Annotated in this window: 10 protein-coding genes; 1 reads left to right on the forward strand and 9 read right to left on the reverse strand. The window is 71.1% G+C overall.

All coding sequences use genetic code 11. The features are described 5' to 3' along the window. Position 1: 1 nt before the first annotated feature. From xylB to glmS, 5 genes are all read right to left on the reverse strand, one after another. A complete protein-coding gene (gene xylB / locus HUW46_RS15275; protein ID WP_215547909.1) occupies positions 2-1441 on the reverse strand; it encodes a xylulokinase in 1440 nt (479 codons plus the stop codon). After that, positions 1425-2273, reverse strand: coding sequence for a DeoR/GlpR family DNA-binding transcription regulator (locus HUW46_RS15280; RefSeq protein WP_215547910.1), 849 nt, complete (start codon positions 2271-2273; stop codon positions 1425-1427). The genes xylB and HUW46_RS15280 overlap by 17 nt, the downstream gene beginning before the upstream one ends. After that, positions 2266-3300, reverse strand: coding sequence for an NAD(P)-dependent alcohol dehydrogenase (locus HUW46_RS15285; protein WP_254126608.1), 1035 nt, complete (start codon positions 3298-3300; stop codon positions 2266-2268). Before HUW46_RS15285 ends, HUW46_RS15280 begins: the two co-directional genes overlap by 8 nt. Positions 3301-3511: 211 nt before the next feature. Further along, positions 3512-4963 (reverse strand): NAD(P)H-hydrate dehydratase, encoded by a 1452-nt coding sequence (locus HUW46_RS15290; RefSeq protein ID WP_215547911.1) that lies wholly within the window; start codon positions 4961-4963, stop codon positions 3512-3514. A 12-nt stretch (positions 4964-4975) separates the two neighbouring features. Beyond that, positions 4976-6838: a glutamine--fructose-6-phosphate transaminase (isomerizing) gene (glmS, locus tag HUW46_RS15295; RefSeq protein ID WP_215547912.1), complete on the reverse strand. Its 1863-nt coding sequence runs from the start codon at positions 6836-6838 to the stop codon at positions 4976-4978. A gap of 139 nt (positions 6839-6977) precedes the next feature. Between glmS and HUW46_RS15300 the strand changes: the two genes are divergently transcribed. Then, entirely contained in the window at positions 6978-7793 is an 816-nt protein-coding gene (locus tag HUW46_RS15300) for a dienelactone hydrolase family protein (RefSeq protein WP_215547913.1), read from the forward strand. Positions 7794-7861: 68 nt separating this feature from the next. Here the strand turns inward: HUW46_RS15300 and HUW46_RS15305 are convergent, their stop codons facing one another. The 4 genes from HUW46_RS15305 to glmM form a co-directional block, all read right to left on the reverse strand. Then, positions 7862-10033 (reverse strand): hypothetical protein, encoded by a 2172-nt coding sequence (locus tag HUW46_RS15305; RefSeq protein WP_215547914.1) that lies wholly within the window; start codon positions 10031-10033, stop codon positions 7862-7864. An 87-nt stretch (positions 10034-10120) separates the two neighbouring features. Continuing rightward, the gene (locus tag HUW46_RS15310; protein WP_215547915.1) at positions 10121-10444 is read right to left on the reverse strand and encodes a hypothetical protein; all 324 of its coding nucleotides are present in this window, start codon (positions 10442-10444) and stop codon (positions 10121-10123) included. An 18-nt stretch (positions 10445-10462) separates the two neighbouring features. After that, complete coding sequence (locus tag HUW46_RS15315) at positions 10463-10879, reverse strand: hypothetical protein (protein WP_215547916.1); 417 nt, start codon at positions 10877-10879, stop codon at positions 10463-10465. 182 nt (positions 10880-11061) lie between these two features. Then, complete coding sequence (gene glmM / locus HUW46_RS15320) at positions 11062-12396, reverse strand: phosphoglucosamine mutase (protein WP_215547917.1); 1335 nt, start codon at positions 12394-12396, stop codon at positions 11062-11064. Between the last annotated feature and the right edge of the window lies 1 nt (position 12397).

Raw genomic sequence — 12397 nt, forward strand, 5'->3', positions numbered from 1 at the left:
GTCAGTCCTCTCCTGAACCTGAAGAAACACCGTGTACGAGTTCTCGTGCGTCCGAATGCGACAGACGAAGGCGCCGCCCCGCTTCGAGCGCGCCGGAAGAAGGCGTGTCGAGTTCGGCGGGTTCACCGCCGTTCCACCGCGGCGGTTCCGCCGCGCCGCCCAACGCCCAGGCGGCCTGCCGCGCGGCGCCGAGCGCCACGTACTCGCCGGGCTCCGGCACCACGACGGGCACCCCGAACACGAGCGGGGCCACCGCGCGCACGCTCGCCGACTGCGCCGCGCCGCCGATCAGCAGGACCCGCCGCACGGTCCCGCCGTGCTCGGCGACCGCGTCGATCCCGGCCGCGAGCCCGCACAGCATTCCCTCGACGGCCGCGCGCGCCAGGTTTTCCGGTGTCATGTTCGTGCGTCGCAAGCCCAGCAGGGTACCGCTCGCCTCGGGCAGGTTCGGGGTCCGCTCACCGTCCAGATAGGGCAGGAGGGTGAGACCGCCCGCACCCGGTTCCGCGGCGAGCGCGAGCCTGTCCAGTTCGTCGAGTCCGACGCCCAGCATCGCCGCCGACGCGGTCAGCACGCGCGCCGCGTTGAGGGTGCAGGCCAGTGGCAGGAACCGCCCGGTGGCGTCGGCGAACCCGGCGACCGTGCCGGTCGGATCGGCCGGCGCCGACTCGCTCACGCCGAACACCGCGCCGCTGGTGCCAAGCGACACGACCACGTCGCCGGGGCCGAGGTCCAGCGCGAGCGCGGCGGCCATGTTGTCGCCCGTGCCCGCGGAGACCAGCACGCCGTCCGCGGTGCGTCCCGCCGCTTCCGCGGGGCCGAGCACCTCCGGCAGCGCCGGGGTGCGGCCGCCGAAGGCGTGCGCGAGGATCTCGGTGCGGTAGACGCCTTCCGCGGGCGAAAAGTAGCCCGTGCCGGACGCGTCACCGCGATCGGTCACCGGTTCGCCGCCGAGCAGGCGCCAGGTGAGCCAGTCGTGGGGCAGCAGGACACGGGCGACGCGATCCGCCAGTTCCGGTTCGTGCTCGGCCATCCAGCGCAGCTTCGTCACGGTGAAGCTCGCGACGGGCACCAGCCCGACCGTCTTCGCCCACGCTTGCGGGCCGCCGAGTTCGCCGGCCAGCTCCGCGGCCGCCTTCGCCGAGCGCGTGTCGTTCCACAGCAAGGCGGGGCGCACCGGTTCGCCGGATTCGCCGAGCGCGACCATGCCGTGCTGCTGGCCGCCGATCCCGATCGCTTCGACGCCGTCGAGCAAGCCGCCGGACGCCTCGGTGAACGCGCGCCACCACGCCGAGGGGTCGACCTCCGTGCCGTCGGGATGGGCGGCCTTGCCGGTGCGGACGACCCGGCCCGTCGCGGCGTCGCACACCACGACCTTGGTCGACTGGGTCGACGAGTCGACGCCGGCGACCAGCCGCGCGCCCTCAGCCGTCCCGTTCATGGTCCCGAGCTTGGTTGGTCTGGACATGTTTGTCGAGAGTTGCGAGTAGGACAGTTGCGCCGAAACCGCGCATGGCCTCCACCTCGTCCGCTGGGGTCGTGTCCTCGGTGATCACCACGTCGTAATCGCCCGCGTCACCGTGCGCGAACGTGGCGGTCTTCCCGAACTTCGACCGGTCCACCAGCGCCACGTTCCGGTTGGCCGCCTTGAGCACGGCTTCCTTCAGCTCGGCGTACTCGCGCACCGGGTGGTAGAACCGGCCCGCCGCGGCCGCGGTCACGGAGACGAACCCGATGTCCGCGCGGAGCTTCCCGAGCGCGGCGAGCGTGTCCGGGCCGATGCAGGAGTCGAATTCGGTGTACCGGCCACCGAGAAGGAGCACTTCGACCGTCTCGGAAGGACCGAGAATCCTCGCGATCTCCAGCGAGTTGGTGATCACCACGAGCCGCTCGGTGTTCCCGCTCGCGAGGCGTTTGGCGAGTGGGAACAGTGTCGTCGAATCGTCCATCAGGATCGTCTGCCCCGGCTCGACCTCGGCCGCGGCCAGCGCGCACAACGCCTCCTTTTCGCGGACGTTCAGCCCTTCCCTGAACCGTTTCGCGGTCTCCATGGTCAGCGCGGGATACGCCGCGACGCGGCCGCGCAGCTTCCGCAGCAGCCTGCGGTCGGCGAGCGCGTCGAGATCGCGGTGCATGGTCATCAGGCTGACGCCGAACCGCGCGGTGAGATCGTCGATCCTGACCTCGCCGCGCTCGATCACGTGGCCGAGCACGTCCTGGCGGCGCCGTTCGACCTCCGCGTCCGAAGGCCGGGGCGGTCGTTTGCTAGGCACGGGCGACCTGCGGCAGCACCACGGGTTTGATCACGGCGGGGTCCTGCGCGGCGACGGTGAGCGCGCGCTCGACCTCGTCGAGCCCGAACCGGTGCGTGATCAGCCGGTCCAGCAGGACCTCGCCGGTGCCCGCGAGCGCGATCGCGGTCGGCCACGTGTTGGCGTAGCGGAAGGTGCCGGTCAGCTCCAGCTCGTAGCTCTGCACGTGCGCGAGCGGCAGCGGGATCTCGTCACCGCCCATGCCGACCAGCACCACCCTGCCCGCGCGCCCGACCTGGCGGATGCCCTGCCCGGCGGCCGCGGGCACCCCGGAGCATTCGAGCAGCACATCGGGCTCGAAACCGCTCTGTGCAAGCGTTTGCGCCGACACGTCGACGGTGCCGGTGGCCCCCAGCTCGCGCGCCACCGCGAGCCGCTGCGCGTTCACGTCGGTGACCACGACCTCGCTCGCGCCGAACGCGCGCGCGGTCTGCGCCGCGACGAGCCCGATCGGGCCCGCGCCGGTGATCAGCACGCGGCTGCCGGGGCCGACCCCGCCCTTGCGGCACGCCCACACGCCGACTGAAAGCGGCTCCAGCAGACCCGCGGCCTCGTCGCTGATCGAGTCGGGCACCGGATGCGCGAAGTCTTCTCGCAGCACGACGTACTCGCAGAACGCGCCGTCGATCGGCGGCGTGCCGAAGAATCGCATCTCCGGGCAGAGGTTGTAGCGGCCCGCCTTGCACTGCCGGCACACCGAACACGGGACGCCGGGCTCGATCGCGACTCGCGCGCCGATGTCGAGCGTCCGCGCCTCGGCGCCTCGCGCGACGACCACGCCGCTCGGTTCGTGGCCCAGCACGAGCGGCCCGCGGACCACGTGGGCACCGATCCGGCCGTGCTCGTAGTAGTGCACGTCGCTCCCGCACGTGCCGACCGCGCCCACCTTGATCAGCACCTCGCTCGGGCCGGGGGCGGGCACCGCGCGCTCCTCGGTCACCACCTCGTGGATCCCGTTCAGCACGGACACCTTCATCGCTTCGGGGATCTCGCTCACCGGTCACCGCTCCCAACGTCCGTCCCATGCCGCCTGGATCTTCCTACCAGAAATCCGCACACCTCCTACCACATAACTAGTTAACTTCATCCCCACGGCTCAGTCGCGGGGGACGTTTAGCGGGCTAAACGTCCCCGGAGCCCGCCGGACGAGGGCACACCCGGGTCCCGCTCAGCTCGCGCGCTGAGCTGCAGTTAGCGGGCTAAACGTCGCGGAGGAGCGAGCGGACGGAGCGCAGGGCGGCCGGGATGGCATCCACCAGAGCCGACGCGGGCACCGGCACACCGCGCGACGCGACATCGCCCGCCACCGAGTGGACGTACGCCGCCGCCCCCGCCGCGAGCCACGGGTCGAGCCCGACGGCGAGCAGCGAGCCGACGAGCCCCGAAAGCACGTCACCGGATCCGGCCGTCGCCAGCCACGAGCCGCGCGGCGTGTTCACCAGCGCGCGCCCGTCCGGTGCCGCGACCACCGTGCAGTGCCCCTTGAGCAGCACCACCGCGTTGTACTTCCTCGCCGCCGCGCGCGCCGCTTCGACCCGGTCGGCACCCGGCTTCTCCCCCATCAGCCGCGCGAACTCCCCCGCGTGCGGGGTCAGCACCAGCGGCGTCCCCGGATCGCGCGCGTCCAGGACCTCGGGCACACGCGCGATCAACGTCGTCGCGTCGGCGTCGGCGCACACCGGAACCCCGGCGCCCAGCACGGTTTCCAGCGTCGAGCGCCCTTCGCCGCCGGTACCGATCCCCGGCCCGACGACCCACGCCTGCACCCGCCCCGCGTCGGTCACCGAGCCGGTCGCGATCACCTCCGGCCAGCGCGCCCGCACCAGATCGGCGGCGCTGCCCGCGTACCGGACCATCCCCGAAGTCGCCAGCGTCGCCGCACCCGTCGCGAGCACGGCGGCGCCGGGGTAGGTCGCCGAGCCCGCCGCGATACCGGTGACACCCTGGCTGTACTTGTCGTCGTCAGGCCCGGGGATCGGCCACGCCGCCGCGACATCGGCGACGTCCAGCCGCATCACGTCCGGATCACCGAGTTCCGGGAGTAACCCGATGTCGACGAGCTCGACCTCGCCGCACCGCGCCGGATTGAGCGCGTGCACGGGTTTGCGCGCGCCGAAGGTCACCGTGCAGGACGCCCGCACGGCGTCACCCTCGACAGCTCCGGTATCCGGATCGACCCCGCTCGGCAGATCGACCGCGAGCATGGGCGCCACGACACGGCTGACCAGCTCCGCCGCCTCCGGGCGCAGTGAACCGCGCGCGGAAAGCCCGACGATGCCGTCGATCACGAGATCCGCGCGCTCGATCCAGTCAGGGCCCGCCGCCGCTTCGACGACCCGGCCACCCGCGCGTCGCAGCGCGGCCAGCCCCTCGGCATGGGCACGCGCCGGCTTCAGCAGCACAGCCGTGACACCGACGCTGCGCTTCCGCAGAAACGCACCCGCCCACAGCGCGTCGCCGCCGTTGTTCCCAGCGCCCACGAGCAGCACCACCGAACGCCCCGCCACGGCTCCGGTGTGCTCGGCCAGCATCCTGGCCGCGACCACCGATACCCCGAACGCGGCCTTCCGCATCAGCGCGCCGTCGGGTGTGACCGCGAGCAGCCGTTCCTCCGCCGCGCGAATCCGATCCGTCGTCCAGATCCCGTGCACGCGACGCCTCCGTTACTCGACCGTGACCGACTTCGCCAGGTTACGCGGCTTGTCGACGTCGTAACCGCGCGTGCGCGCGATCTCGGCGGCCAGGACCTGCAGCGGCACGGTCGACACCAGCGGCTGCAGCAACGTCGGCACGGCCGGGATTTCGACCAGTTCGTCGGCGAACGGGCGCACCGTCTCGTCGCCTTCCTCGGCGATCACGATGGTGCGCGCGCCGCGAGCCTGGATCTCGCTGATGTTCGAGACGAGCTTCGCGTGCAGCATCGCGCGCCCCTTCGGCGACGGCATCACGACCACGACGGGAAGGCCGTCCTCGATCAGCGCGATCGGCCCGTGCTTGAGCTCGCCCGCCGCGAAGCCCTCGGCGTGCATGTAGGCGAGTTCCTTCAGCTTCAGCGCGCCCTCGAGCGCGACCGGGAAGCCGACGTGCCTGCCGAGGAACAGCACCGCCTTCGACTCGGCGATCCTCCTGCCGAGTTCGCGTACTTGCTCCACAGTGGACAGAACCTTCTGCACCGCCGCGGGCATCGCTTCGAGCTCGGCGAACTCCCTGGCGACCTCGTCCGGGTACTTCGTGCCCCTCGCCTGCGCCAGCGCGAGCCCGACGAGGTAGTTCGCCGCGATCTGCGCGAGGAAGGCCTTGGTGGACGCGACACCGATCTCGGGACCGGCGTGGGTGTAGAGCACGGCGTCCGACTCGCGCGGGATCTGGGCGCCGTTGGTGTTGCAGACCGCCAGCACCCTGGCCTTCTGCTCGCGCGCGTGGCGGACGGCTTCCAGCGTGTCCGCGGTTTCCCCGGACTGCGACACGGCGACCACGAGCGTGTCGCGGTCGAGCACCGGGTCGCGGTAGCGGAACTCGCTGGCCAGCTCGACCTCGACGGGCAGCCGGCACCAGTGCTCGATCGCGTACTTGGCGACCAGCCCGGAGTGGTAGGCCGAACCGCACGCGACCACGAAGACCTTGTCGACGTCACGCAGGTCCTGATCGGAGATCCGCTGCTCGTCGAGGATGATCCGGCCGGACTCGAAGTGCCCGCGCAGCGTGTTCGCCAACGCCTCGGGCTGCTCTTCGATCTCCTTCAGCATGAAATACTCGTGGCCGCCCTTCTCAGCGGCCGAGAGGTCCCAGTCCACCGTGAACGGCTTGGCCTGCGCGGGTTCGCCGGCGAAGTCGCGCACCTCGTATCCGTCGCGTGTGATCACCACCAGCTGGTCCTGGCCGAGTTCCACGGCCTCGCGGGTGTGCTCGATGAACGCCGCGACGTCGGAGGCGACGAAGGTCTCCCCTTCGCCGACGCCCACCACCAGCGGCGAGGAGCGGCGCGCGGCGACGATCGTGTCCGGCTCGTCGGCGTGCGTGACGACCAACGTAAACGCGCCTTCGAGCCGACGGCACACCACACGCACGCTGGCGGCCAGGTCGCCAGCCGTGTCGCCGTCGGTGTAGGCCCTGGCGATCAGGTGGGCGGTGGTTTCGGTGTCGGTGTCGCTGGCCATCTCCACGCCGTCGGCCTCGAGCTCGGCGCGCAGCGCGGCGAAGTTCTCGATGATGCCGTTGTGCACGACGGCGACCTTGCCGGAAGCGTCCTGGTGCGGATGGGAGTTCCGGTCGACCGGCGCACCGTGCGTCGCCCAGCGAGTGTGGCCCATCCCCGCGGTGCCCGCGAAACCCGCGCGCCCCGTCGAATCGAGCTCGGCCTCCAGATTCGCCAGCCTGCCCGCCTTGCGGCCGACCGTCAGCGCACCGTGCCCGTCCAGCACGGCGACCCCGGCCGAGTCGTACCCCCGGTACTCCATCCGGCGAAGCCCGCCCAGCACGACGTCCAGCGCCTGGCGATGACCGACATATCCCACGATTCCGCACACGCCCACCAGCGTAACGAGAGACGTGGATCTCCCTCCCCCGGCACTTGCCCCCGGGGCCGCCGGCCGCGTTTAGCGGGCTAAACGTCGCGGGCGGGCAGTCGGCGGGCTCGGCGACCGGTGGCGCAGTAAGGTCACGCGCATGGCCAGCAAGCCCAAGGAGCTGCTCGACGAGCTGTCCCACCCCGGCCCCCACGAAGTGCTGCGCGGCAATCTCGCACTCATCGGGCTCCCGGGCGTCGTGTTCACCCCGCGCGCCGGGCTCGGGCTCCCCGCGGTCGCGTTCGGCCACGGCTGGCTCCAGCCGCCCGGCCGCTACCGCGACCTGCTGAGCCACCTGGCGAGCTGGGGAATCGTCGCGGCCGCGCCCGCGACGCAGCGCGGCCCGCTGCCGTCGCACCGGATCTTCGCGTCGGACCTGCGCAGCACGCTCGACCTCGTCACCGGCGTCCGCCTCGGCCCCGACGGCATCAGCGTCGACCGTGAGAAGCTCGGCATCGCGGGCCATTCGACGGGCGCGGGTGCCGCCGTCCTCGCCGCGGCCGCCGACACCGCGCCGAAGATCCGCGCGGTCGCGACGTACGCGGCGGCGCAGACCTTCCCGTCCGCCACGGAGGCCGCGCGCCGCATCACCGTGCCCGGCCTGCACCTCGCCGCCGAGGAAGACCTCGTGGCGCCGCGCATCGGGCACGTCGAAGCGATCGCGAAGTCCTGGAGCGGCCCGGTCCAGCTCCGCACGCTCGCGAAGTCGTCCCATCTCGCGGTCACCGAGGGAAAGCACTGGAGCCAGCTGCTCCTGCACGGCAAACCCCACCGCGGCACCCAGCGCCTCGTGCGGGCCCTGTTCACCGCGTTCTTCCTGACCCACCTCACCGGCACGAGCCAGTACGAGCCCCTGCTCGAGGCCGACGTGAAGAAGGCCGCCGTCGACCTGGACGAGTCCCCGGTCAGCGGGTGAACCGGGCAGCCGCCACCCGGCCCACCCGCGACGTTTAGCCCGCTAAACGCACTTCAGCGGCCCGCGGGTCAGAAACTGATCGAGCGGTCCTCGTCGCCGATCGAGCCGCTGATCTTGACCCCGCCCTCGGTGTTCTCGAACAGGCCGCCGTCCACGCGGTACGGGCTGGAGCTGCGCTCCTGGTCACCGCCCTGGCCGCCGCCCGCCATGCCGCCCATGCCCCCCATCATGCCCATGCCGCCCGCACCAGCCGCGCCCGCGCCACCCTGCTGACCGCCGCCAGCCGACGCCGCCATCGCCGCGTGCGGGTCGGCGCCACCAGGAGCGACGCCGACGCCCGGCCCGCCCGGAGCGGCGTGCGGCGCGCCCGAACTCGTCATCGAGCCTTGCCCGAGCTGCACCGGAGCCTCGCCACCGCCGACGGCGTCACCACCACCGCCGGAGCTGACTCCGCCGCCCGCGCCGGGGGCGCCGCCACCGTGGTCACCGCCGCCCGACCCTTCGAACGTGCCGAGATCGGACGGTTGCGTGTGCTGCCCGCCCGCGTCGGCACCGGCCGCGGCGGACTCGCCGCCGACGTGGACGCCACCCGGCGCGTCGAACCGGTCGTTGCTGCCGGGACCAGCCGCCACCCCGTCGTGCCCTGGGGTCGGGTGCGTGCCACCCGGCTGGTCCGTGAGGCCGTACGACGAAGAGCCGCCCTTGCCGTCCTCGCCGAGCGTGTAGCTGGTCGGGGTGCCGGACCCGTCGTCGACGGTCACGATCGTCGGGCCGCCGGGCCCTTGCGGGCGCTCGGCGGTGATCTTCAGGTTGCCGTCCTGGATGTGGATCTTGCCGTCCGGTCCCGGCTTGTAGGACCCGTCGGGGCCGGGCTGGCCGTCCGGCGTGCCCTGGGGCCCGAAGGCGTTCTTGTCCGACGCGAGCGGCACGGTCGCCACCGGCCCGCCGGGCTTGCCGACGTCGGACGCCTTCTTGTCGTCGTCGCCCCAGTCGAGCTTGTAGTCCTTGTTGTGCCCGTGACCGTCGTCGACCTTGATGTCCATCTTGCCGTCCTTGTCCGGCTCCGACATCGAGATGGTGTCGTCGCCGTGCTTGACGGTCGTGGTCTCCGGCGGATCCGCGTCCTTGATCGGCTGTCCGGTCTTCGGGTCGATCGGATACGGCTGGCCCGTCGTCGGGTCGATTTCCAGGGGCTGCCCGGTGACCGGGTTCTTCCCCTGGTCCGGCATCTCCGGCGGTTTCGGCTGCTCACCCGGCGGTGGGAACGACGCGCTCTGCGGCTTGGTGTCCGGGCCGGGCCCGGGGCCAGGCCCTGGTCCGGGTCCCGGGCCGGGCCCAGGTCCCGGGCCTGGGCCGGGTGGCTTCGACTGACCGCCGACCTGGAATTTCGCGAACGGGTCGGTGGGCGCGTCCAGGCATTCGTTGAACGCGCGCAACGCGTTGAACACCGCGTCGTAGGTCGCGTTGATCTGCTTGCGATATTCCGCGAGGGCGTCGCTGTAGAGCGCCGCGAACTCGTCCATCTCAAGACAGAACTCGTTGGTCCACTTCGAGTCGAAGCCTTCGTCGATGTCGATGGACATCATCCTGATGTCCTGCGGGTTGATCGGCCCGGTGGAACTGCTCTGCTCTTCGGCGACCTCGGAGTTGGAACCGAAGGTCGAATTGTCGCGGCCCCAGTCGCACGCGCGCTTGAGGTTGGCGAGAAACATGTTCTGGCCGCCGGTGTATTCGTCACCCCAGCGTTTCGCAATGATCCGCGCGCACGCCCCTTTTGTCGGCACGTTGCACAGATCCACCATCGGCGGCCGGACCGCGCTCCACAACTTGTTCAGCGCCTGGCCGAAACCGTTGACCACGCCCGCGTATTCGCCGAGCGCCTTGTCGAATTCGTCGAGCCTGCCGGTGGCGGTGTCCGCCGCCTTGCCGTGCCAGGCGTTGTGCAACGCGCCGGTGGCGGTTTTGTTCGCCGCCTGCAGCGCGGCGGCCGCCTTGCCGAGGTTCGTGGACCTCGTTCCCGCCGACCAGAACGCGCCGATCCCGAAATTCGTCAACTCGTCGAGGCGACGCCGGGTACCCGCGCCCTTTCCCGTGTCGTCGGTTCCCTCGACGCCGTCACCCAACGGCGGTTCGAATTTCATGTGCAGATCACGGCTGGGATTGTTCGTCCAGTTCGCGTACATCTCCACGAGACCTTCGAGACCGAGCGCGTCGTTCAACGGCCTGAGAGCCTCGAGCATCTGAGTGGAGTTCTCGGGAAAATTAGGCCCCGATGGATCCGTGAGAGCCGCGAAGACGCCGTCAGCTGCCTGTCCGGAAGCCATGTTTTACTGCCCCTTCCCTGCGTTCGAGGCCTTCCAGGCATTTTCGGCATCGCGTTCCGAAGTCAACTTCTCCGACTGGTGCAGCCGCACCGAGAAATCGTTGAGGAACCCACTGGCCTTTCCGAGCGACTCGCCCAGCTGGGCGATCTTGTCCAAATAGGCCGCCGCCCGCTCGGACTGGCCCGCCACCAACCCGAAGTGGCCCTTTTCGATCGCGGGCGCGCCCTGGGTGTAGGTCTTCATCTGGTCCACCGACGTGGCCAGAGCCGCGATGTCATCGGCCACCTTCTTGACCTGTTCACCGTCGATCTTGAAACCGTCAGGCATCTGTCCAACCCCCTTTTGTCAGTTCCCGAACCAGTCGGTGCTGGAGAAGTAGTCGTCATCCGACACCCGGCGGCGACCGGTCTTCGGCGCGGTGGCATCCGACCACGAATCCCGGCGAGGGGCGGGTGTGCGCTCCGTGGTCTCCGGCGCGGTGGACCGACCGGCCTTGCCGCGCTTCGACCGGTGCACCGGCCACGGATTTTCCGCGGGCTCGGTGGCCTCCGGCGCGGCGGGCTTCCGCTCGGCCTTCTTCGGAAGATTCGCGTTCTCGGCCGCGACTCGTTCGCGCTTCGCGGAGATCTTGTCGAGTTCTCGCTGCCTGGCTTCGGCGTCTTCGAGCACTCGCTCACGGTCGGCCCGGTACTGCGCTTCGACCTCGTCGAACTGCGCCAAAGCCCGTTCGAAGGCCGGATGCACTTGGCCCGTGCTGTCCATGATCTCCCCTAGTTCGCTCCACGCCGGAGACACCCGCGGTGTTCGGCGACGTCAGGGCTTCGACGCACGGAACACCGCGGTGGTGCCATCGCTTATGCACAGAGAATGTACCCAGGGGGTGCGGGAGACGCAGCCGGTTCGGCCGTTTGCGTAACCAAACGAGTTGCGCGCCCTGACCAGGGTCAATGCACGGCGGAGACCACTCCGGCGAGCCGGTCGGCCGCGGACTGCGCGGTGTCGTGCGCGGGCGCCTCGACCATGACCCGGACGAGCTGCTCGGTGCCGGACGGCCGCAGCAGAACGCGGCCCTCCTGCCCCAGCTCGGCCTCGACGGCGTCAACCGCTTCCCGCACCGCGCTCGAGTCCGCGACGGCGGCCTTGTCCGCGACGCGGACGTTGACGAGCACCTGCGGGAGCCGCCGCATGACGCCCGCCAGATCGGCGAGGGACTTCCGCGTGGCCGCCATCCTGCTCATCAAGCGCAACGCGGTGAGCAGACCGTCACCGGTGGTGGCGTAGGCGGGCAGGACGACGTGGCCGGACTGCTCGCCGCCGAGCGCGTACCCGCCGGCGCGAAGCTCTTCGAGGACGTACCGGTCGCCGACGCTGGTCGTCTTCAGCGACACACCGTGCTCGCGCATGGCGAGGTGGAGGCCGAGGTTGCTCATCACCGTGGCGACCAGGGTCCCGTCGGTGAGCTCACCCGCCTCCGCCATGCCGAGCGCGAGGACCGCCATGATCTGGTCACCGTCGACGACGTCACCGTTCGCGTCGACAGCCAGGCAGCGGTCGGCGTCGCCGTCGTGGGCGATGCCCAGATCGGCGCGGTGCTCGAGCACCTTCGCCTGCAGTTGTTCGAGATGGGTCGACCCGCACTCGTCGTTGATGTTGATGCCGTCCGGAGTGGCGTGCACCGCGATCACCTCGGCGCCCGCCTTGCGGTACACCTCCGGCGCGGCGACCGAAGCGGCGCCGTTCGCGCAGTCGACGACCACACGGATCCCGGCGAGCTGGTTCGGCAGCGCGTCCAGCAGGTGCGCCACGTAGCGCCCCACGGCGTCCGGCACGTCGGACACGCGGCCGACCTGCGCGCCGGTGGGGCGGACGGCATCCGAACCCAGGCCCGCTTCGATCTCGTCCTCGATCCCGTCGGGGAGCTTGTGCCCGCCCGCGGCGAAGAGCTTGATCCCGTTGTCGGGCATCGGGTTGTGGGACGCCGAGATCATCACGCCGAGGTCGGCTTCGAGCGCGCCGACAAGGTAGGCGACGGCGGGGGTCGGCTGAACGCCGACCCGGAGGACGTCGGCGCCCGCGGAGGCGAGTCCCGCGACAACGGCCGCCTCGAGCATCTCCCCGCTCGCGCGGGGGTCCCTGCCGACGACCGCGACCGGACGGTGGGAACGGTCGTGCGCGGCGAGCACGCGCGCCGCGCTGGCCGCGACCGACAGGGCCAACTCCGGCGTGAGTTCGCCGTTGGCGAGGCCACGTACCCCGTCGGTGCCGAACAGGCGAGCCATC

It is taken from the genome of Amycolatopsis sp. CA-230715 (assembly GCF_018736145.1).
Taxonomy (GTDB): domain Bacteria; phylum Actinomycetota; class Actinomycetes; order Mycobacteriales; family Pseudonocardiaceae; genus Amycolatopsis.